A 20,589-nucleotide genomic window follows, 5' to 3' on the forward strand; every position below is an offset into this window, starting at 1 on the left:
GGAAAATTAATCCTCCTCCGACCAGTTAGCAGACAGGATGGTTAATACAAGTCGCCTGTTTTTCTGGTGTTCTTCTTCCGTTTTCGCCTGAAAAAATAAGGGTTCGGTATCGTTGTATCCCTTGGGCAAAAGTCGTTCCGGATCAATTCCCCTTTGGATTAACAAATCGGTGATTGCTTTTGCCCTCCTACAAGTTAGACAGGTGGAGCTCATATTTGAATACCGTTCATCGCAGTGCATACCAAGCTCAATATTCAGGCTGTCATGTTGGTTCAAAAACTGAAACAAACTGTCGAGGAAGGGAGTACTGGATTCCAAAATTTCGGGACGAGCCAATTCAAAATTCACGCTGTAGGTGGTTAGCTTTTGTCCTGGCGAGAACAGGGTATCGCTAAAAGAGAACTCTTGAGCCTGAGCGGCAATAGAAATGGTATTGGCCATCCAAATGAGCATGGTCAAGCGAATTTTATAAGTCATACCCCCAACCAAATCACCAATGTCCAGATTATGGAACATGCCAGTCCTATAATCACCATTCTTCGTCCGTGTATCCTACTCTCGGTCGAATACCGGAAGACTTTGGAGCCATCGGGTAAGGTCTTTTTCTGATTCCACAGGTACCAACCCAACATGAGTCCAAAAAATCCACCTAAAAACGCTGTGATATAACCGGCCCAAATCCATCCAGCTGAACTGGTCTCGGGTCGTGCTAAATCTTCTATTCTCTTCTGACGTAGTTTGTCCAATTCATCGTCATCCATGGGCTCTCCCCTCTCCTGCAATAACTTTCGGGCCAATTGCACATCAAAAGCACTCCACTCATCTTGTTTCAGCAAGAGATCACGCAATTCGGCATTGGAAAACTCAAAGAGGTAGTAATCCTCTTCCACCTCTTTTATCAACTTGTCGGCCAGGTTTGCCAAGATCTTATCCACCCTCGCAAATTCCTCTTGCGGGATAAACAGTTCAACTTCATTATGCAAAGAGGATCCAGAAAAAGTTAAATCCATACCGGGAGAATTGTCGGATAACAAGACTTCAACCTTATTATTCCTTAGAAGATCGGCCAGTTCGTTGGCCTGTTCAACGTCTGGAAATTTCCGGTACAAGGCAAAATTTGAGGGTATGCTCATGGTTTACTTCTGTTTAAAGGATTCAAATTGGGTGCTTGGTTGGATATGGGATTAGGGTCTAAGGGCGGGTGGGTGGGCCGAGTTTGTCCATGAAGCATGGGAATCATCATGAGCCATTTTACTATTTGTGATTGGTGTTTCATAGACCCTTAAAAATTGGATTCGATGAATTAACAAGATAGGAAAGTTCTTAAATGCATGTTAATGTCGCGACTAAGGATCGGGATTCTTTATAGATTTAACCGCCTGACACCATGTGATAAAACTCATCAATGTATGCCTCATTATCTGATTGCCTTTGCCTTATTCCTTTTTAGCTGTGGATCCGTATTCTCCCAAAATCAAAATTCGGAGTACCTATTGGAAAAACAGGTACTTCAGGGATTACTGGATTCTACCTCTTTTCAGCGACTGGTTTATGAGGAAGATGGAGTAAAAAAATGGAAACCCGTTTTTTCCTTTATCGATCAGCTCGATGTAAGCAAGATCACCTACTTAAGCGACGACCTGAAGGTCAAAGGGTATTTGGTTCAACCCAAGCAAAAGGGGAATTATCCTTGCATTATCTGGAACCGTGGCGGGGTCAAGAACTACGGAGCAATCACCACGCTGCGTGCCACGGCTATGATGGGAATGCTGGCCAAGGAGGGATATGTGGTAATTGCTACCCAATACAGAGGAAACGGAGGCAGCGAAGGTCAGGAAGAATTTGGCGGTGCTGACTTGAATGATGTCCTGAACCTTAAACAGGTGCTCGCTGATATACCACATGCAGATACTTCAAGAATTGGCATGTTTGGCGGAAGTCGAGGTGGAATGATGACCTACCTGGCCCTGGCTCAATCGGATTGGATTAAGGCAGCAGCAGTACTTGCTGCCCCGGTAGATCGTAGAGCATCCCATAAATTTCGCCCTCATTTGGAAGATTCGATGTACGAGTTGGTTCCCGGATATGAAGAGAACAAACAGGCAGAGCTTGACAAACGGTCCCCGATTCTGTGGGTGGACAGTTTTCCGAAAACCACCCCAATCCTAATCATGCACGGAAATGCGGACTGGAGAGTTAGAACCAGCCATAGTCTGGAAATGGCACTCGAGTTGGATGTTAGACGTATTCCCTACCGATTAATCATTTTTGAAGGGGATGACCACGGCTTAAGCCTTCATCGAGAAGATTTTTATCAAGAACTAATCACTTGGTTTAACACCTACGTGAAAAACGATACTCCCCTCCAAGCATGGTATATCACGGCCGATAAAGCCTACAAAACCAGCTCCTTCATTTTAGCCATTAAAACTCCTTGATTTCCACCCAAGGAGATCAATTTAACCGCTCATGTAAAAAATACTTTACATGAAGTAAAATTTAACTTACTTTGTGTCGTAATTATTTTACTCGCAGTGTTTACCATTCAGAAACAACTAATATGACATTCCAGGAAAAAAGAACCTTGGTCACCCTGGCAAGTTCAGTGATCATTCCCACCCTTTATTTCAGTTACCTGTTTCATATGCATCAGGAAGGCAGTATTGATTTGACCAATAATTTAAGAACTTGGGGAATCGCCATACTCATACTTATTCCAATCCAAATTGGTATTACCATTCTTAATCACATCATATTCTACATCATCAATCGGATAGTTACCGGAACAATGGAGAGCTACGATACGGATGAAAGGGATAAACGAATAGAACTCATTGCCACGAGAAACAGCTACATCGGGTTTATGGTAGGTTATGTTTTGGCCATGGCTTCCCTCGTATTAGGTGCACCCAACTACGTCATGTTCATCGTCTTGATTTCTTCCGGTATGTTTTCTTCGGTTATCAATGGTTTAACCGAATTGTATTTCTATCGGAGAGGGTTTTAATATGAGTGCCAAATGCATCAGTAATAATATTCGAGTGTTACGCTTCAATCATGGCGAAATGACTCAGCAACAGTTAGCTGAAGAAGTCAGGGTAACCCGTCAAACGATTGTGGCTATTGAAAAGAATAAATATTCCCCTTCTCTGGAGCTTGCCTTTCGCATTGCTCATGTGTTTAACAAACCCTTGGAAGAGGTCTTTATTTATAACCCGGAGAACGAAAAAGATAAGAAATGTTGATCCCTATGAATCTGTTGAAATTCCCTTCAATCCAGTTTTTGGGTCATTCAGTTAAGTTAATAAACAGTTCAGATAAAATAATTCTCCCTCATAAAACGTCATACTAACTTAGTTGATCAAAATGTGGGGATTTTATAACCGGAAGAAGAAAACGAAATCGGAAAGTAAAATCACTTGACTCATGAAAATTCTAATATTCAAAACGGATATCGAATCAGAACCCGGAGTTGATCGCGTAAGTTCATTGCTCAATGAGCATCCGATTATTACCCGATGGTCCATCGATACCGACGACGTAGACAACGTTCTTCGCATAGAAGCCATGAGAAGTCTCCAGGAACGGGAGGTTATCGAATTGGTTGCCGAGCATGGATTTACCTGCGAAGAATTACCAGACTGATTCAAGGCCAGTCAGTCGCCAAGGCCATACGCTGTAGGTCGAATGGTTCAATGGATTCGCTTTGGGTTGGAGGCTTGCTTATTCTTTGACTCGGATTCGGGTTATTGGGTATTTGCTTGCAACGACTACTGCGTAACCACAAACCTTTGCAACCGAACAGTGGTATTAGATTCAAAACGGACGTAATATGTGCCTGCTTTTAAGTCATGAACCGAAATTCGTTCAACTTGCAATCTACTCTCCCAGGATTTCAGCTCTCTTCCCTGATTATCCAAAATAGTAAGCATGCTATTTCTTAAGTTGACTTCTGGCAATTCAATGTTCAAATAATTGGATGTTGGATTGGGATAAACTTTTAATCCTATCACGGGATTATCCATTTCCTCTTTGCCGGTTAGAGTCTGATCCGTGAACCTAAACAAAAGGTTCGTAATGAAATCTGGTTTATGAATGATTGAATCACCAATGCGCAAAGAATCTCCAAAAGAAGACAAACCGTAGATCAAGTCATTACCTTTCATATCCTCATCTTCAATACCTTGGCTTCGCAAATAAGTTGGGATTTCAAGGACCAATTGGTTATCTGAAGGCAAGCCAATTGTTCGATAAAATACGAAAGACGTGTCTATTGTTGGATTCTGAACAATTCGCCGAAATCCATTATAGAAGAAATCCTCACTCCCATTGGAGATAAGACCTCCAAGTCTTCCTGATTTTCCAGCGGACACCAATTTACCATCATCCTTGCCAAAAATCATTTGAACAATGTAGATTCCTGAATTCAAATCGACAACCTGACCATCAACCATCACATTATCTAGTGCAAAAAGCTCGACCAATACCTCTCCATGATAAAGAGTCATAGCTACAAAATCATCATCTTCAATAGAACCGAATCCTTTTAGCCAAACCAAATTTCCTTCTTGAAATTTAGCCACGAAACAATCTGCCTTTCCTCTATAAGGGATGGTTTTACCTAAAACCTTCCAATCATCAATAAAATGAAGACCTAAGACGTAACAATCACCAGTCTTCTGATCAACAACAATTTGCTTAATCCGAATGGTTAAATCAAAAACATACGACCATATAGGGTTTCCTTTGAGATCAAGACAGGCAACAAATCCATCGGAATAGATCAGGTGAAATCTTCTTTGTTTTAACTGGACCTGATCTGAGAGATTCAGTGTATCATAGAACTCCCCTCCTACGAAAATCTTCTCCTTTTCGATTACCATGGTCGAAGGTACTACGCGTCCAGAAGTATAGGTTTGAGCCAGATTGACCTTACCCTTAGTGTCAAAGCCAAGAAGTACCATATTACTTGTACCTGGCGTTTGAACAATAGCCGACCCATTGGGGTAAATGGTTCCCTCAAAGTCCTGGATTGAATACAACCGGTTGGAAGAGTCACAATCCAGGTGCATATGCCCATAGTCTCCATCTAAATCGGTGATCCATTCAGGGTTTCCTTCAGAGTTCAATTTCGATACAAAATTGCTATGATTTACTCTTGTGGATTTGTTCAATACCAAAGAACCTAATTGAAGGGTGTCCCCAAAACTACTCCCATAATAAGTGTTCCCTTGATAATCAAGACATACTGATGCTTTGTTTTGAATGGAAGGGCACTGGATTACTTGAAACCAATCGAATGTCAGATCCTGGGCTTGGACCATACCAAACGAGAAGGCAAGAATCAAGAAAAGAAATCTAAACTTCAAGGTAAATTGATGATTCGAGGTTAACGCTATAAAACTACTCCGTTATCAGGGTAAGACGATGAACTTCTGAAGTCGATAAGTCAAGTCGGATTCAAAACGTACGTAATATGTTCCTGCTTTTAAGTCATGAATCGAAATTCGTTCAACTTGCGACCTACTCTCCCGGGATTTCAACTCTCTTCCCTGATTATCCAAAATAGTAAGCATGCCATTTTCTAAATTAACTTCTTGCAATTCAATGTTCAAATAATCAGATGTTGGATTGGGAAAAACTTTTAAAGCTACCTGAGATGTTTGAGGTACTCCAATGGTTGTCAGAGTATGATCGCTGAATTTCAAAACGATGCTTGTTCGATAATCAGGTTTATAAATGATCGAATCCCGGATTCTAACGGAATCTCCTGATGACGTTAAAACGTAGGCCAAGTCACGATTTTTCATATCTCCATCAATCAATCCTTGGCTATCCATATAAGTGGAAATCTTAAGAACTTCCTTATGGTTTGTCGATTTGTTTTCTGTTCTGATAAAATGAAATGAAGTATCAAAACCATTTTGAGTGGATCTAAATCCATTGTAAAAGAAGTCCTCACTTCCATTGGATACCATACCTGGATAGGTTCCATTTTCAATAATCTGGTTTACTTCCCCATCTTGTTTATCTATTAATAACTCAACCAAAGTTCCATCTGTTTTTTTCGGGATTATATGTCCATCAACCTTAAAGTCTTCCCAAGCTACCGACCGAACCAAAATTTGGTTATTAAAGATTGTCATAGTCACAAGATCGTCGTCAACTGAAGTTCCAAAACCTTTTACCCAAATCAGTTTTCCCTCCATGAACTTTGCTACAAAAGCATCACTTCCTCCAACATAAGCTACACTTTCGCCATTGACATTCCAATCTGAAATAGAGTGATTTCCTAAAATGTAAACATCATTATTACTCTGATCAATATGGATTTGATTACCCTTCACATTCTGATCCAGAACATAGGACCATAGGTATTTCCCATCCAAGCCATAACAGGCAACAAAACCATCTGTATAAATTAAGTGTGAACGGCGTTGATTTAATTGTACCCCATTATCTAAGTTCAGGGTATCCTTGAATTCCCCAGAAAAAAGGATTCTATCCTTTCCTACTTCGAGAGCGGATGGAACTGCTCTATATGTGGTCAATTGTCTGGCCCAATTGACACTTCCATCGTTCCCCATGCTCATTAGAAGTAAATTATTTACTCCATTCGTTTGAGTAAATGAATGATTTGGTGGATTAATCATTCCTTCAAAATCTTGCACAGAAACTAACGATGAAGCATTGTGATCAATCAGGCTATGACTATACTCCCCATCCAAATCCAAAAACCATTGACAGTTTCCATTTTCATCGAACCTAGCGAAATAACTGCTACGGTTCGTTCTCTGTGGCCCTGATACTAAAAAGGTATCGACTTTCAATTGATCTTGAAAATCACCGGTTACGTAAGTATTATTTGAATCGTCACAACAAACTGATGGGTCGCTTTGGGTAGAATTGCATTGAATAACCTGAAACCAGTCCAGAGTCAGATCCTGGGCATGTAGGTTGCTAACAATACTCCAACAAATCAGTGCTATGTTACCTATTCGCTTTAACAAATCTCAAGGTATTGACCGACTGCCCTTTTAGAACCAAAAAATACAGTCCAGCAGGTAAATCGGTTAACTGCAAAGATAACGATCCCTGATGGGATAAGGTTTGCTGTCCAAAACTCTGAACCCTTCTCCCGGAAATATCCTGAACAAAAACATCTACTGCTGCCTCGTGATTTTGTTGGTACCTCAATTGAAGCAATCCCTCGGTTGGGTTAGGGAAAAGTCTAAAATAGGATTCCTCTTGTTTCTCTTCAATCTCGGTGTAAAAATCTGCCTCCGTTGCCAGAGGATCATATAGATGAACTGAATAGCCCATCAATATATTACTTGGCGCATCCGGATAGTAAATAGCCGGTGATACCGGGTTTCCGTTTGCATCCTCAGTAATTTTATAAACCCGAGTCAATAAATCTACGGAAGTTGTGGTGGGCACTGAGGTCATTCGTGCTCCAGGGGCAGCTGGAACATCAACCGGAACCTGGCTAAGCAATGTATAAGGATAATAACCGGTAGATGCACTCGTCCTTACCCAACCATCCAATAGCTGATCACCTTGCCGAAGGTTATGAGAATAGGTTGCCGAAACATTTATTACATCCCCTTTGCACAATCCTCTCGGTAGCCCTTTTGATACGTCATTCAATTGAATATCTACATTCGTTGCCACAGTCTGAATGGAATAATTTCCAGGAGCCATAGGTTTTGGATAATGGTCAATTCGATACTTCGGATAGTCAATATGTTCCATGGTCGTTTTGGCATTCATCATCCCCCAACCGCAATGTTCGCTCGGCACAACCCCATTACATGGATTTGAAGGTACCTGAGTAGCGTAATTTTGTAATAAATGCTCCACATCCTCAGGGGCCAAATCTTCATATAATGGAGATTGACCATTAAACTCAGACAATATCAAAGCAGCCACACCGCTTACATGAGGGGCTGATGAAGAAGTTCCCCAAAAATTTCCGTAATCATCTATTCGATTGCCGTCATGTTTCAGTGTATGAACATCTCCGGAACCATTATTTGACCCGTAAGGAGCTATTAGGTCCATGTCCTTACCAAACATGGCGTCAGAATGATAGCCGCCAGAAGAATTATTTCCTCCTACACTTATTACCCAATCATCTGGGAAACAGGCGGGATAGGAAGATGAACTCATAGTTGGTTGATTACCTTTATTCCCCTCGAGGCCACGAATACCTTACCTAACTGGTTTACAATCCCCATAATATTCCCTGCCAACTGAAGATCGCCCGAAAATTTGTGGGGAATAAAGGGCCATGGAAATGAAGTATTCTTCCCAAAATACCAGGAGGCATTGATAATATCGGCCTGTGTCCCATTATTAGTCTTGTCATCAATATCTGATGCTGCATAAAGTATTGCTGGAAATGCAAAACTCACAGGGACTCCGCTAACCGAAGCCTCTGATTGAGGTGATGCTTTTTTGGCCATCTTATAGCCAATTAGTTCACATCCATAATTGGAATTTGTGGCGTCTCCTCCTGCAATGCCAGCAATTCCTTTGTTATTATCTCTTATAGCTCCGATAATTCCAGCAACCAATGTACCGTGTCCAGATCCTTCATCTTGGTTCGGTCTGGCCAAACCTAAAAGGGGAATACCGACTTTTCCGCCCGAAATATCATAGCCTCCAATTACTTTTGACTCTTCAGTTGTACCACCACCAGGTAACGCTATCTCGTAAGTAAAATCCTCATGATCATATTGCAACCCAGAATCAAAGACAGCCACCCTAACATTATCCTTGCCTACCTGAACATCCCAGGCTCCTTCCGCTTCAATATCCCCGGCGTAACTGGTATTTGGTCCTACAACCGATTTCTGCAAGGATAGTTTAGGGTCATTAGGAGAAGAGTTAAAATGAATGTAGGAATCGACCCCAACTGAAGTGATGAATTCTACACTTTCTAAGTCGGCAATAGCAATGCTCTCATCAATAGAAGCCGGAAAATGAAGTACATAATATTCACTTAAAGGCTTGAGATCGATCGTTATGCCATATTTCGACACCCAGGTCTCATCATCCAGGTTTAGCCAAGGGACCACTTTTGTGGCTATGGTATTGTCTAAATCATATATCTCGCCAATTGAGGCATCTAAATCATTAAATGCGTCCGTAGTCAATAAGTCCTCCAGAGTGAGAAAATCCCTAGTTTTTTCATTGGCTAAGGAAGGGTCAATGGCAACTCGATCAAAGCGAACGATAAGTCTATCTTCTGGATAGATTGCGACCCCATTAGTATCACGATTATCTGTGGTATCGGCTGTAAAGAGACTCCATTTTTCAAGTCCATATTCTTCCGCAGCAAGAGAGACATTTTTGTAGTAAATAAAATACTCCTGATTCCCCTGATATTGGACGTCGGTTAATTTATTGGCCAATACGGCAGGATCTTTCTCTATCTCCTGATACCATTGCATTTCGCCATCGGTTGTCCATGCGGTGATTAGCACATTGGTGTCTGCAGAATCTACTTTATCACATCCAACGAGTAATAAGTCATCCGCCCAATCCAGGTATTTAGCCAAATGATGATCAGCGTCATTTACCGCATTAATCCGAGTTTCCCAGTCCAAAACACCATTAGGATTGTACCGTAATAGAGTAAGGTTAGTGCCTCCATTGTCATTAACACTCTGCCCAAGAACATAGGCATTTCCAGCTGCATCAACCGTAATTCTACTTCCAAGATCTTCATGTCCTTCCCAATCGTATTCCCGGACCCAATTAAGGGATAAGTTAGCGTTCAATTTAACGACGGCGATGTTTCTATTATCATTTACCGCAGTTACATATCCGGTCAACCATAAATTTCCTGATGCATCCTCTGCTATCGATGTTGGACTATCTAATCCAGTTCCAAAAGCCGATCTAAAACTGTTTGTCAAAACTCCAGTTCCGTCATATTCCAAGACCACCATATCCCAAGCGGACAATGAATTCGCAGAATAACCCGAAATTAACAAGCCTCCATTCCCATCAGAATTGGCTTCAACTGGTACATCAGAATTCCCATTAAAATCATAGGTTGCCGTCCAATCATGGACTCCTTGGTCATCAAATTTCATGGCCCGAATATCAGCTCCCGAAGTACTTCCTTCAACTTTGGCAATGACAAATAAATCTCCAGCATCTTCGATTACTTGAATAGGGATATCCTCTAAGGCCGTATTTCCTTGATTGCTAACTGACCATTGAGAAACCCCAGATGAATTGAATTTTTCCAGATAAATATCCTGGGAGGAATTAATTGGATTATAATAGGCTCCAACAATATAAATGTCGTCATTTTGATTAGTCGTCAGATTGATTCCATAATCTGGACCACTCTGAACATCGATTGTACGTTGCCAAATCACATTTCCCTCACTGTCGTATTTAATGAGTAAAATATCATATTGACTCCCCAACTGAAAAGTTGTACCAATAGAGATTAGGTTACCGGACCCATCCGTGGTACTCTTCGACCAATCGACTGAGACAGGATTCCCAAAGTGGGTCTGCCACTCACGGTTAAAAAAGGTTTGTGCTGTTAAATTTGAAGCAATAAAAAGGCATACTAATGCCAAGAGGTTGTGATTGGATAGCATAGTTAATTAGTTAATTTTCAAGAAGTACAAGATATAATTTCCAGGATTTAAATCAAACGTTTGTCCTACTTTTTATCAGGTAATTTTTGCGAATCAATGGGGCGAATTGTCAATAAAACCTAAATCCATCCCCTGCCGACATTTCAAACTTTTCGGGTTTCTTATCTTCGAATTTGTAGTTTAGGAACGGAACTGCAATTTCCACCTATAATCGTGAAATGGACTTAGGGGCCTTTAGTTGAACAAATGAGTCATTCCTTACTCTTTTTACCGGATATCTCGGGTTACACCGAGTTCGTGCAGACCACTGAAGTGGAACACAGTCAGCATGTAATTGCTGAACTTTTGGAGGTCATGATGGAGGCCAATTCGCTCGATTTGCAATTGGCCGAAGTAGAGGGAGATGCTCTCTTCTTTTACCGGGAAGCTCCCCTCCCCTCTATGGAGATGCTCCTGGCTCAAGTGGAGCGAATTTTCAGCGCTTTCTACAGCCACTTAAAACTGTTAGAAACCAACCGAATTTGTCCGTGTAATGCCTGCGCTACTGCTCCTAATCTACAGCTGAAGATTGTTGCACATTGTGGCCCCATCCAGTTTTTGGAATTACAAGGAAAACGAAAGCCTTTTGGCCCAGCGGTGATTCAGGTCCATCGTCTGCTCAAAAATTCGGTTGACAGCAACAACTATGTTCTGCTCAGTAAGGATTTAACGGATGAGCTAAATCTTCCTGAAAATTACCGCAGCCGGCTTTTTGATTTTGCCTCGGGAAGTGACACCTACGACGGCAATGAACTTCCCTACCTCTACTCTAAAATTGCCAAAGAAGAACTTAAACTTCAACCCTTTCGACAGGTTCAAAAAACGCATTTTGATGATGCCCCGAATCTCAAAATCAAGTTGGATTTTCCTGTGCCAGCAGCCGAGTTGTTTGAGTACATTACCAATTACAACTACCGCTATTTGTGGGCAGATGGAGTGGACCGTTATGAATTCAATGAAAACACCGTTACCCGAGTAGGTTCAGAGCATGTCTGTGTGATCAATGATAAGCACCTGAATTTTGTGACGGTGGTTAAAGAAGGAGAGCCTGGGCAATTGGTTTACGGAGAATTAACCTCAACTGCTCCATTCCTTCGCGAGCTGTATCAATTCTTTATTGTGACCCCAAGAAATGACCACTCTTGCACGCTGGAATCTGAAATATTTGTTCGAACAGGTGTTTTTCAAAAGCTGATTTGGTCCTTGATAATGAAGCGAATATTTGACCGAAATCTGCACAAAGTCCTGGGACAACTGCTCGATTTTGTCAAACAACAAAAGGCTGCTCAGGTTAAGGTTTCACCAACACCCTGAATCCCACAAATAGACTTGCTTCCGTCTTTCCGCGATAAGGATCTTTTCCATTAATTTGAATGAACTGGGAATCATCGCCCCAACTTCCTCCTTTGGTCCCTACTTGAGACCGATCTGATCCGAAGTATACCATTTCAGCTACATTTCCACTCATACAATAGAGACCAAACTGATTGGGAGCATAACTCTGAACGGGAACGGTAAAAAATCCCCCGTCAGCGCTGTAAGAATCTACCTCCAAGGAATCGGTATAGATCCCGTCAAGGGTCTGCGCTCCAACGCACTCAGCACTGGTGTCTGGTCCAGGTTTGAAATTGGCGAGGTAACACCCCTTCGCATTTCTGCAATAAGGGCCACCCCAGGGATATGGAAATTGAGCACCTCCAGCTGAAGCCGCATATATCCACTCCTCCTGAGTAGGCAACCTCACCGGATGGGTTTCGATCTGATACCGTTTTTGGATTTCCTCATTCAGCCATTCACAATAGAGTTCTGCTCCTTCCCGGGAAATATTATTGATAGGGTAATTGTCGTAGGCCTCATGCGAAAAATAAAGGTTGGTCATGGGTTCGGCCCATTTTCCTAATCTATTTACCCATTGATTTTGATCGGGTTTAGCTAACAGAAATTCGTCCTTTCTATCTTGAATCAGAAGATCGAACAGGAAGGTGCGGTATTCCAATACACTTACTTCGGTATACTGCATGCGGTAGGATTCCATTTGGAGGGTTCCATCTCCCCATTCCATTTCACCAGCCGGAATAGTCACGTATTTCTTCTCATCTATACTTTCAGCCAACCCGTGTTTTTGGTAGTTCCTTCCTTTGGTAAAATGCTTGAGCATTTTCGCCTTATTCTTCTGGTTTTCCTCTTTTTCTTCAGGAGTGAGTTTAGGGAAAGGATAGATCTCGGGAAGTTCCTCTCCTGGTTGTTTCGGTTTCTCCGCCTGAAGCTCTTTTTCGGGTAAAAATTCAGGTTGCCATTGAAGCTTTTGAACCGGCTCGAGATCTTTGGCTACTGGCATTTCAGTGATCTCAACGGGTTGAATTTGGGAAGGAGATTGGGGCGGAATATCGGAGTATTCTCGCCGAATAACGTGCTCCTCCTCTACTACCTCAATGGCCTCTTCTGCGGCATAAGAAATCGAATAATGGGGTTCTTTCTTTTCACTGAAGAATGTCCAACTCAAGAACCCTGCACCTAAAACTACCAAGGTCAATCCAGTGAGCCATTCCAGCCGGGTATTGGAGGCCGTAATTGTGGAAATTCTCGACGTCATGAACCGCTTACTCACTTCCTCATAAGATAACTGAGGTTCTTGCTCCCGAGCGGATTTGAACATCTCGTTTATGCGGTTTTCCTTATTTTCCATGTTGCACTCCCTGGGTTTTGTATTCGGACTCAAATGATAGAATTTCAGCCAACCTTTTTCGACCTCTTCGCAACCGTTGCTTAACGGCATCCTCTGAGCTATGTTGCAGGGTAGCTATTTCCTTGATTTTTAACCCGGTAATTTCAAACAGTATAAGGCATTCTTTTTGAGCATCGGGAAGTAGAGCCAAGGCCTGATGAAGTAGGTATACTTCGGCATCTCGGTCAGTTTTGGAGCGCTCATCCACCAGCAGATGTCCTACAGAAGTCAGGTCACGTAACTCTTCCTTCTTTTTCCGATTCCGATTGGACAACAGCCGAACACTTATGCCGATAAGAAAAGACAAAAAAGAGTCTTTGGAGCGAAGGTTTTCAAAACGTTGAAAGGCAACCAGAAGGGTTTCATTGATAAGGTCGGTATATTCCATGTCACCATAAACCCTGGCTCGGCAAAATCGTTCAAACGAATCGTGTACGGGTCGGTACAACCGTAGAAATTCCTGCTGCCTTATTTGCTCTTTAGTCATGTTTGATTTTCGGGTATCTACTGGGTAAGTGTCGGTCAAAGGAAAAAAGTGACAACCCTTCCTCAAATCTAATAATGGAGACACAATGCAGTTCCAAACCTATTGGATATCATTTTTTGCCCCGATGCAATCTTCTAATTTTAACCTACTTATAGGATTCGTTACTTCAAACTAAATAACAATGCCCAGACCTAAGTCCAAAGATGAACTTCTTCACTTAAGCCAAGCGAACTTCAATCGGCTCAACCAATTGATCGATTCCTACAGTTCGGAGGAGCAACTTACTGATTTTCCTCCCGGTACAATGAACCGAAACATCAGAGATGTATTGGCCCATCTGGATCATTGGCATGGTATGATGAAAGGCTGGTACAAATGTGGAATGTCGGGCAAAAAACCAGTCATGCCAGCCGCCGGTTATACCTGGAAAACGGTGCCGAAACTAAACCGAGCCATTTGGGAAACCTACAAAAACGATTCGCTGGAGGCAGTAAGAAAACGATTCGAAGCCTCTTACTTGGAAATGGTGAATCTCATCGAGTCACATTCGAGCGAAGAGCTATTCGAAAAAAAACGATATGCCTGGACTGGAAGCACCTCTCTCGGCGCTTATTTGATCTCGGCCACCTCCAGTCACTACGATTGGGCTTGGAAATTGATTCGTAAGGCCAAGAAATGAAGCCCGACTTAGGCTCAAGCATCGGCTAAAGCGTGCCCCTTTAACTATCGTTTTTAGATATCCCGGTTAATGGCTATTTTCGAGGTCATCTAAAAAACTATTAGACAATCTTTTAGAGTTTAACCAAGACCAGGTACGGCCGCTACAGCCTAACCTGTTTCTGAGTTAAACGCCTAGCAATGCTCAAGATGGAATCACTCAAAATAACTCCAACTCATGATTACAAAACCCTGGCCCGGTTGAATGCACCATTACAAAATCTCCATGCCCAACTCTACCCCAAGGTTTTCAAATCTCACAACCTGGAAGCCACTGAACGAGAGTTGGAGCAGTTTTTATCTCAATACCATTGGTTTGCCTTTATGGCCACTTGGAATGAGGAAGCCATTGGATACTTACTCTGCTTTATTCAACAACGATCGGAGACTGCATTCCGCTTCGCCCAAAAAAACTTGTACATCGATCAGATCTATGTCCAGGAATCTTTTCGGAGAAAACAAGTGGGCAGAAAATTGATGGATTCTGCTATCGAATTGGCTCGAAAAGAAGGAATCCAATCGCTTCAGCTTAATCATTGGAACCTCAACGAGGAAGCTGGAAGGAGCTTTGAAAAGATGGGGTTTCACTACTACAACCGAGCTATGCAAATGGATTTGCCTCTGGAAGTTTAACCTCAATTCTGCAATAAAACGTTAATAATATCGCGCACGACATAAATTTACCTACATTTGTATCGCAAACGATTTAATTGCCCTCGACATAAATAAACAAATCATGGATAATCAGAAATTTTATCAGTTTGATGCTCAGAACTTAGGAGGAGAAAAGGTATCAATGGAAGCATTTAAAGGCAAAACCGTATTGGTAGTCAATACAGCCAGTAAATGTGGTTTAACTCCTCAATTTGAAGGTTTGGAAAAATTGTACAAGGACTATCAGGACCAGGGATTGGTGATTCTTGGATTTCCATGTAACCAATTTGCAAACCAAGAGCCGGGTGATGAAAAATCCATTCAAGAAGGATGCATGATCAATTATGGGGTAAGCTTTCCCATGTTCGCCAAAATTGACGTGAATGGCAAAAATGCTCACCCCATCTACAAGTACCTGAAAAAAAACCTGGGTGGAGGGCTACTGGGAAGCCGGATAAAATGGAACTTTACCAAATTTCTGATCGATGCGGAAGGAAATCCGGTAAAGCGGTTTGCTCCTACTACGACTCCTGAAAAAATGGAACCATTCCTTAAGCAGACCTTGCAAAAGGCCACGGTTTAGGTAGAACAAAAAAATAGAGCCCCATGAATGAAGATGCACTGAAATTGGAGAACCAGTTGTGCTTTCCAGTATACGCTGCTTCGCGGTTAATAACCCGAGGTTATCAGCCGCTACTGGATAAGCTGGGACTCACCTATCCGCAGTACCTGGTGCTGATGATTTTATGGGAGCAAGATGAAATTCCGGTGGGTGACATTACTCAAAAGCTCATTCTTAATACCAATACGGTTACTCCGCTACTCCAGCGAATGGAAAAACAGGGCTTGCTCAAACGAACCCGGTCCAAACAGGACGAAAGGCAAGTCATTGTTCAGCTTACGAAGGAAGGTCAGGAGCTGAAAAAGAAGGCCATTGAGATCCCTAGGCAACTTGTGGAACAATTGGCAGGTGGTCCTTTAGATTTGGATGATTTAATTCGGCTAAGAGCCGATCTCGGAACACTCATAAAGCAGTTACAAAAAACCTAAAATCAAGAGGCCGTTCAGGAAATGGGTTTGAGTCAAAAAGTGGGGGTTTTGCAAATTATTAATACCTTCCAGCCCAAATCCTTGAAAAATAGACTCATCGATCACCCATATCAGGCCCCGCTTTAAACTGGAGGTATCCTATACCCCAGAAGAAGTTATGGACCGGGTGAGGGACTTACTCGAGAAATCCCCGCCCCATATTTCAGGCAAAATCATCAACAATCACATCATTCTTGATATTGTTGAACCCGAAGTTCACTACTGGTCACCTCACCTCGACTTTCGGGTAGAGGAAGATGAATTTAACGAAAATCAGAGTATCGTTTCTGGGCTCATTGGTCCACGGCCAGCGGTATGGACTCTGTTTATGTTTATCTACTTTTCGGTAGGCATTCTGGGCTTCTTCATCTCCTCTTATGGTGTATCGCAGTGGGTAGTCGGTCGCTTTAGCTGGACCTTACTGGCTTTTCCTGTTGCCGTAGTATTCATGCTAACCGCCTATGCGGCAGGTAAGCAAGGAGAAAAACTCGGCGCTGATCAAATTGAGATTCTCAAGCAATTTATTCGCGATTCCATACTCAATGAGGCTTCTTCCCAAAAAGCCTCTGATTCGTAAGAAAAGTCTACTTTTAGGCCACCTGGCACATTACTAACCCATCAAAAAAACCGCTTATGTCCAGTGAACTTCTATTGGCTCTTTTTCGTCAATTCACTCCTTTTCGATCTCAAAATCTATATCGATTGACCCTGTCAACAAATGGCCCTGCCCCTGAAGTTCCATGTCCCTTTCTGGCCTTCAGCGAAGAGTCAGGCGCAGATACACCTAACCCTGAAGATGCTGGTAACGCACCTGCCTTAGAGGAACCACCACAGGCAATGACAGCTGAGCTGATGGAGCAATTGCGCAAGGATCAAAACCTTCCTATGGGAACACTGGCCGCTTCTTTTATTGGCCTAATTGGAGCACTTATTTGGAGTTTTTCAACCGTTGTTTCGGGTTACCAAATTGGCTTTATGGCTCTGGCAATTGGGGCCGGGGTGGGAATAGCCATGCGACAATTTGGAAAAGGAATAGAGCCCCTATTTGGATATGTTGGCGCAGGCATCTCGCTATTGAGCGTTCTAAGTGGTAGTTTTTTGAGTATTGTTGGAATTATAGCGAATGAACAAGGAATAAGTTACCCCGAAACTTTTAACCTCCTTGGCTTCTCCGTGCTATTTGACATCATGATCGAGTCCATTTCTTCCATTGACTTTTTGTTCTGGGCTATAGCCCTATATGAAGGCTACCGATTTTCTTTTCGCCTATTGGGTGAAGGTGGAGAAGAATGACAGGATTTTCCTACACCAACCCTCTGCCGTCCCATAAGGGATTACTAATTTTGAGAGATAACCCTAATCCATGAAAAAGCCCATTCTCTTTCTGTTTGTTCTCATGCTGGCCCTTAGCTCTTCGGCCCAAACCGATTACGACAAATTGACCAAACTCTTTACCAAAGCTTTGGAATACAGTAGCAAAGGTGATTATGGGAATGCCATTAGTTCCTATCAAAAAGCCCTGGAAATGGAGCCGCACAACTACACGCTACACTTGAACCTGGGGTATTGTTATTCCCAAATTGCGGAATACGACAAAGCCATCGAACAGTACAACAAAGCGGCAATTCTAAGGCAGGACGACTACAAGGTATATTCCAACCGGGGTAATGCTCAGGCCAACTTAGGACGTTACAAGGGAGCTGTAAGAGACATCAAAAGAGCCATGCGAATTCGCGAAGAAGACGGCAGCCAGGGTATGGATACGCTCTACTTCAACTTAGGCGACTGTTACCGCAAATGGGGCAAATTTGACAGTGCCATTGTATACTATGAAGAAGGCCTCGAATACGATCACAAGAGTGTTTCCAACCGGATGAACATTGCCTTTACCTACATTGAAATGGAGGAGTATGAACTTGCCGAAGCTCATCTAATAGAACTGGTGAAAGAAGTACCTGAAATCTCTAACAACCACAACAACCTGGGTTATGTCTACTTAAAGTTGGGCGACTTGGAAAAAGCTGAAAAACACGTTTTGGATGCCAAAAAAATTGAACCCGGAAATTCCTGGATCTACCGAAACCTTGGACTCATTTACAAAGCCAAAGGCGAAAAGAAACAAGCCTGCAATCAACTCGACAAAGCACTCAAACTGGAATTTGTTAAGTACTGGGGAACGGACTATATCCAGGAACTGTTGGATTATTGCAACCAAAATCCTGAATAACCGCACACATCAACTATCTACAAAACCATAATTTACATCAAAATGATCAACCTATTCAAATGGCTTTTTATAGCCCTCTTTTCAATCTTGAACCTGACCAGCTTTGCCCAGGATGACCAAGTGATCGAACTATTCAGGCAAGCCAAGGAATATTCGGAAAACGAAAACTACTTGAAGGCCATAAAAACCTACCAAAAGGCCCTTGACCTGAATGTAGGTAAATACAATTATGCACTTTACTTGAATATGGGATGTTGTTATGCTGCCCTCGCTGAACACCATTTGGCCATAGAACACTTCGACATGGCCTTGTTACACAATGTGGATGACTACGAGGCATTCACCTGTCGAGGAAATTCCAATACCTTCTTAGGTCATTACGAAAAGGCTATAAAAGATCATAAAGAAGCCATCCGTATACTCGAAAATCAGGCTGGCGAAGATTTAGATATAGCCTACTATAATCTCGGCGATTGTTTCCGAAGATGGGGGAAATTTGACAGCGCCATTGTGTATTACGAGGAAAGTCTCGAATACGAACACAAGGACGTGTCTACTCGTATGAACATTGCTTTTACGTACATCGAAATGCAGAGGTATCAGCTCGCCGAAGCTCATCTGTTGGAACTCATCGAAGAAGTTCCAGAGATATCCAATAACCACAATAATCTGGGGTTTGTATACCTGCAATTAGGTGACCTGGAAAAAGCGGAGAAATATGTACTGGATGCCCAAAAAATTGAACCCGAAAATTCCTGGGTTTACCGCAACCTTGGACTCATCCACAAAGCCAAAGGCGAAAAGAAACAAGCCTGCAAGCAACTCGACAAAGCGCTCAAACTGGAATTTGTGAAGTACTGGGGAACAGACTACATCCAGGAATTACTGGATTATTGCAATCAGCCTGCCGAATAATTCAGCTCCATTTATCTTTGAAAGATGCTCCACCGTATTCCAATACAGTTAGCCGTTCAAATCATATTGGGTCTATCCGGCCTTATTCTGATTTTTCACGGGCTCATCTTGTCGGGCGTCATTCCCTTTCAATATGTGTGGGGAGGTAGATTGGAAAACCAGGAACAAATGATTGCATTTGAATCCATTTCGGTCATCATCAACCTATTGATGGCTGGAGTTGCAGCAATCAAAGGTGGATACATTAACCCCTCCCTTCCCCAATTGGGTGTGCGAATTCTACTTTGGCTATTTACAGGCTTGTTCTTTTTGAATACCCTTGGAAACCTGATAGCCGTTCAATCCCTGGAAACCTGGATAGCCACCCCGATCACCTTTTTGCTTTTTGTCCTTTACTTGAGGTTAGCCCTACACAGAGATTAAACAAAATCGATCAACCTGTGCTTAACGGCATACATGACCAATCCGGTCACGTTTCGAGATCCTGTTTTCTGCAAAAGGTTGTTTCGATGTCCATTGACCGTTTTCTCACTGATAAATAGATGCTCGGCTATTTCGCTTGTAGTCATTTGCTGGCAGACCAATTTTAGCACCTCTACTTCACGTCTAGTGAGATCGTCATGGGTTTTGGGCGCTCGAATTTTTCCTCCCAGTTTCCCCTGAATGGCCTTGAGCGTATGTTCATTGATGTAGGATCCCCTGCTGGTAACGGTAGCAATGGCCTCGTGCACTTCCTCGGCATCTCCATCCTTGAGCAGGTAGCCATCCGCTCCTTCCTTAATTAATTGAGCGATAAGATAAGGGTCCTGATGAACGGATAGAATCAGAATTTTGATTTGCGGGTAGTTTTCTTTCAGATCCCGCACCACTCTCCATCCATTGTATTCTTCATGATTGTGCATAGGAAGGGTTAAGTCCACCAACATCACTTCGGGTACGTTTTCCGCTTCGCGAAGTCGATCCAAAAGCGAATACCCATCGGGTGATTCAAACATCAATCGAGTGTCGTACCAACCATTTAAAATGGACCGCATTCCTTCTCTAAAAAGTCGCTGATCCTCTACTATTCCAACTTTAATTTGCTTGTTCATTATAATTTAAGATTAGA

General features: G+C 42.5%; 23 protein-coding genes. 14 read left to right on the forward strand and 9 right to left on the reverse strand.

The window, feature by feature from the left end:
* Nucleotides 1-6: 6 nt before the first annotated feature.
* Entirely contained in the window at nt 7-477 is a 471-nt protein-coding gene (locus KFE98_01040) for an OmpA family protein (GenBank protein ID UTW62771.1), read from the reverse strand.
* A complete protein-coding gene (locus tag KFE98_01045) occupies nt 474-1,133 on the reverse strand; it encodes a hypothetical protein (protein UTW62772.1) in 660 nt (219 codons plus the stop codon). Before KFE98_01045 ends, KFE98_01040 begins: the two co-directional genes overlap by 4 nt.
* A gap of 276 nt (nt 1,134-1,409) precedes the next feature.
* Between KFE98_01045 and KFE98_01050 the strand changes: the two genes are divergently transcribed.
* The 4 genes from KFE98_01050 (at nt 1,410) to KFE98_01065 (ending at nt 3,645) form a co-directional block, all read left to right on the forward strand.
* Nucleotides 1,410-2,438 (forward strand): S9 family peptidase, encoded by a 1,029-nt coding sequence (locus KFE98_01050; protein UTW62773.1) that lies wholly within the window; start codon nt 1,410-1,412, stop codon nt 2,436-2,438.
* 122 nt (nt 2,439-2,560) lie between these two features.
* On the forward strand, nt 2,561-3,007 hold the full coding sequence (locus KFE98_01055) for a hypothetical protein (protein UTW62774.1): 447 nt from the start codon (nt 2,561-2,563) through the stop codon (nt 3,005-3,007).
* 1 nt (nt 3,008) lies between these two features.
* Entirely contained in the window at nt 3,009-3,245 is a 237-nt protein-coding gene (locus tag KFE98_01060) for a helix-turn-helix transcriptional regulator (protein UTW62775.1), read from the forward strand.
* A gap of 181 nt (nt 3,246-3,426) precedes the next feature.
* Nucleotides 3,427-3,645, forward strand: coding sequence for a hypothetical protein (locus tag KFE98_01065; GenBank protein UTW62776.1), 219 nt, complete (start codon nt 3,427-3,429; stop codon nt 3,643-3,645).
* A 125-nt stretch (nt 3,646-3,770) separates the two neighbouring features.
* Here the strand turns inward: KFE98_01065 and KFE98_01070 are convergent, their stop codons facing one another.
* The 4 genes from KFE98_01070 to KFE98_01085 form a co-directional block, all read right to left on the reverse strand.
* A complete protein-coding gene (locus KFE98_01070) occupies nt 3,771-5,129 on the reverse strand; it encodes a T9SS type A sorting domain-containing protein (GenBank protein ID UTW62777.1) in 1,359 nt (452 codons plus the stop codon).
* Nucleotides 5,130-5,414: 285 nt separating this feature from the next.
* Complete coding sequence (locus KFE98_01075; GenBank protein ID UTW62778.1) at nt 5,415-7,010, reverse strand: T9SS type A sorting domain-containing protein; 1,596 nt, start codon at nt 7,008-7,010, stop codon at nt 5,415-5,417.
* A complete protein-coding gene (locus KFE98_01080; GenBank protein ID UTW62779.1) occupies nt 6,991-8,172 on the reverse strand; it encodes a S8 family peptidase in 1,182 nt (393 codons plus the stop codon). The genes KFE98_01075 and KFE98_01080 overlap by 20 nt, the downstream gene beginning before the upstream one ends.
* The gene (locus tag KFE98_01085; GenBank protein ID UTW62780.1) at nt 8,169-10,607 is read right to left on the reverse strand and encodes a S8 family serine peptidase; all 2,439 of its coding nucleotides are present in this window, start codon (nt 10,605-10,607) and stop codon (nt 8,169-8,171) included. Before KFE98_01085 ends, KFE98_01080 begins: the two co-directional genes overlap by 4 nt.
* Before the next feature lie 267 nt (nt 10,608-10,874).
* Here KFE98_01085 and KFE98_01090 point away from each other — a divergent pair, with 267 nt between their 5' ends.
* Nucleotides 10,875-11,981: a DUF2652 domain-containing protein gene (locus KFE98_01090; protein ID UTW62781.1), complete on the forward strand. Its 1,107-nt coding sequence runs from the start codon at nt 10,875-10,877 to the stop codon at nt 11,979-11,981.
* On the opposite strand, the gene KFE98_01095 is transcribed toward KFE98_01090, so the two are convergent.
* Nucleotides 11,959-13,353, reverse strand: a complete 1,395-nt coding sequence (locus tag KFE98_01095) for an SUMF1/EgtB/PvdO family nonheme iron enzyme (protein UTW62782.1) — start codon at nt 13,351-13,353, stop codon at nt 11,959-11,961. The genes KFE98_01090 and KFE98_01095 overlap by 23 nt on opposite strands.
* Nucleotides 13,343-13,879: an RNA polymerase sigma factor gene (locus KFE98_01100; GenBank protein ID UTW62783.1), complete on the reverse strand. Its 537-nt coding sequence runs from the start codon at nt 13,877-13,879 to the stop codon at nt 13,343-13,345. Before KFE98_01100 ends, KFE98_01095 begins: the two co-directional genes overlap by 11 nt.
* Nucleotides 13,880-14,060: 181 nt before the next feature.
* Here KFE98_01100 and KFE98_01105 point away from each other — a divergent pair, with 181 nt between their 5' ends.
* The 9 genes from KFE98_01105 (at nt 14,061) to KFE98_01145 (ending at nt 19,904) form a co-directional block, all read left to right on the forward strand.
* Complete coding sequence (locus tag KFE98_01105) at nt 14,061-14,558, forward strand: ClbS/DfsB family four-helix bundle protein (protein UTW62784.1); 498 nt, start codon at nt 14,061-14,063, stop codon at nt 14,556-14,558.
* A gap of 179 nt (nt 14,559-14,737) precedes the next feature.
* Nucleotides 14,738-15,229, forward strand: a complete 492-nt coding sequence (locus KFE98_01110; protein UTW62785.1) for a GNAT family N-acetyltransferase — start codon at nt 14,738-14,740, stop codon at nt 15,227-15,229.
* Between the two features lie 103 nt (nt 15,230-15,332).
* The gene (locus KFE98_01115; GenBank protein ID UTW62786.1) at nt 15,333-15,833 is read left to right on the forward strand and encodes a glutathione peroxidase; all 501 of its coding nucleotides are present in this window, start codon (nt 15,333-15,335) and stop codon (nt 15,831-15,833) included.
* 23 nt (nt 15,834-15,856) lie between these two features.
* On the forward strand, nt 15,857-16,300 hold the full coding sequence (locus KFE98_01120; GenBank protein UTW62787.1) for a MarR family transcriptional regulator: 444 nt from the start codon (nt 15,857-15,859) through the stop codon (nt 16,298-16,300).
* A 157-nt stretch (nt 16,301-16,457) separates the two neighbouring features.
* Nucleotides 16,458-16,916 carry a hypothetical protein gene (locus KFE98_01125; GenBank protein ID UTW62788.1) on the forward strand — a complete coding sequence of 153 codons (459 nt, stop codon included), beginning with the start codon at nt 16,458-16,460 and terminating at the stop codon, nt 16,914-16,916.
* A 56-nt stretch (nt 16,917-16,972) separates the two neighbouring features.
* Nucleotides 16,973-17,632, forward strand: coding sequence for a hypothetical protein (locus KFE98_01130; GenBank protein UTW62789.1), 660 nt, complete (start codon nt 16,973-16,975; stop codon nt 17,630-17,632).
* Between the two features lie 70 nt (nt 17,633-17,702).
* Nucleotides 17,703-18,566: a tetratricopeptide repeat protein gene (locus KFE98_01135; GenBank protein ID UTW62790.1), complete on the forward strand. Its 864-nt coding sequence runs from the start codon at nt 17,703-17,705 to the stop codon at nt 18,564-18,566.
* A 42-nt stretch (nt 18,567-18,608) separates the two neighbouring features.
* The gene (locus KFE98_01140) at nt 18,609-19,481 is read left to right on the forward strand and encodes a tetratricopeptide repeat protein (GenBank protein ID UTW62791.1); all 873 of its coding nucleotides are present in this window, start codon (nt 18,609-18,611) and stop codon (nt 19,479-19,481) included.
* A 24-nt stretch (nt 19,482-19,505) separates the two neighbouring features.
* A complete protein-coding gene (locus tag KFE98_01145; protein ID UTW62792.1) occupies nt 19,506-19,904 on the forward strand; it encodes a hypothetical protein in 399 nt (132 codons plus the stop codon).
* On the opposite strand, the gene KFE98_01150 is transcribed toward KFE98_01145, so the two are convergent.
* The gene (locus tag KFE98_01150; protein UTW62793.1) at nt 19,901-20,572 is read right to left on the reverse strand and encodes a response regulator transcription factor; all 672 of its coding nucleotides are present in this window, start codon (nt 20,570-20,572) and stop codon (nt 19,901-19,903) included. The two genes, KFE98_01145 and KFE98_01150, sit on opposite strands and share 4 nt — an antisense overlap.
* Nucleotides 20,573-20,589 lie beyond the last annotated feature (17 nt).

The organism is bacterium SCSIO 12741 (genome assembly GCA_024398055.1).
GTDB lineage: Bacteria > Bacteroidota > Bacteroidia > Flavobacteriales_G > Salibacteraceae > SCSIO-12741.

Excerpts from the sequence above, each read along its gene's own strand:
- KFE98_01125 (UTW62788.1), top strand. The coding sequence starts at position 16,458 with ATGGACCGGGTGAGGGACTTACTCGAGAAATCCCCGCCCCATATTTCA.
- KFE98_01055 (UTW62774.1), top strand. The coding sequence starts at position 2,561 with ATGACATTCCAGGAAAAAAGAACCTTGGTCACCCTGGCAAGTTCAGTG.
- KFE98_01150 (UTW62793.1), bottom strand. The coding sequence starts at position 20,572 with ATGAACAAGCAAATTAAAGTTGGAATAGTAGAGGATCAGCGACTTTTT.
- KFE98_01040 (UTW62771.1), bottom strand. The coding sequence starts at position 477 with ATGACTTATAAAATTCGCTTGACCATGCTCATTTGGATGGCCAATACC.
- KFE98_01045 (UTW62772.1), bottom strand. The coding sequence starts at position 1,133 with ATGAGCATACCCTCAAATTTTGCCTTGTACCGGAAATTTCCAGACGTT.
- KFE98_01095 (UTW62782.1), bottom strand. The coding sequence starts at position 13,353 with ATGGAAAATAAGGAAAACCGCATAAACGAGATGTTCAAATCCGCTCGG.
- KFE98_01135 (UTW62790.1), top strand. The coding sequence starts at position 17,703 with ATGAAAAAGCCCATTCTCTTTCTGTTTGTTCTCATGCTGGCCCTTAGC.
- KFE98_01115 (UTW62786.1), top strand. The coding sequence starts at position 15,333 with ATGGATAATCAGAAATTTTATCAGTTTGATGCTCAGAACTTAGGAGGA.
- KFE98_01105 (UTW62784.1), top strand. The coding sequence starts at position 14,061 with ATGCCCAGACCTAAGTCCAAAGATGAACTTCTTCACTTAAGCCAAGCG.
- KFE98_01140 (UTW62791.1), top strand. The coding sequence starts at position 18,609 with ATGATCAACCTATTCAAATGGCTTTTTATAGCCCTCTTTTCAATCTTG.
- KFE98_01110 (UTW62785.1), top strand. The coding sequence starts at position 14,738 with ATGCTCAAGATGGAATCACTCAAAATAACTCCAACTCATGATTACAAA.
- KFE98_01100 (UTW62783.1), bottom strand. The coding sequence starts at position 13,879 with ATGACTAAAGAGCAAATAAGGCAGCAGGAATTTCTACGGTTGTACCGA.
- KFE98_01050 (UTW62773.1), top strand. The coding sequence starts at position 1,410 with ATGCCTCATTATCTGATTGCCTTTGCCTTATTCCTTTTTAGCTGTGGA.
- KFE98_01120 (UTW62787.1), top strand. The coding sequence starts at position 15,857 with ATGAATGAAGATGCACTGAAATTGGAGAACCAGTTGTGCTTTCCAGTA.
- KFE98_01130 (UTW62789.1), top strand. The coding sequence starts at position 16,973 with ATGTCCAGTGAACTTCTATTGGCTCTTTTTCGTCAATTCACTCCTTTT.
- KFE98_01090 (UTW62781.1), top strand. The coding sequence starts at position 10,875 with ATGAGTCATTCCTTACTCTTTTTACCGGATATCTCGGGTTACACCGAG.
- KFE98_01060 (UTW62775.1), top strand. The coding sequence starts at position 3,009 with ATGAGTGCCAAATGCATCAGTAATAATATTCGAGTGTTACGCTTCAAT.
- KFE98_01145 (UTW62792.1), top strand. The coding sequence starts at position 19,506 with ATGCTCCACCGTATTCCAATACAGTTAGCCGTTCAAATCATATTGGGT.
- KFE98_01080 (UTW62779.1), bottom strand. The coding sequence starts at position 8,172 with ATGAGTTCATCTTCCTATCCCGCCTGTTTCCCAGATGATTGGGTAATA.
- KFE98_01065 (UTW62776.1), top strand. The coding sequence starts at position 3,427 with ATGAAAATTCTAATATTCAAAACGGATATCGAATCAGAACCCGGAGTT.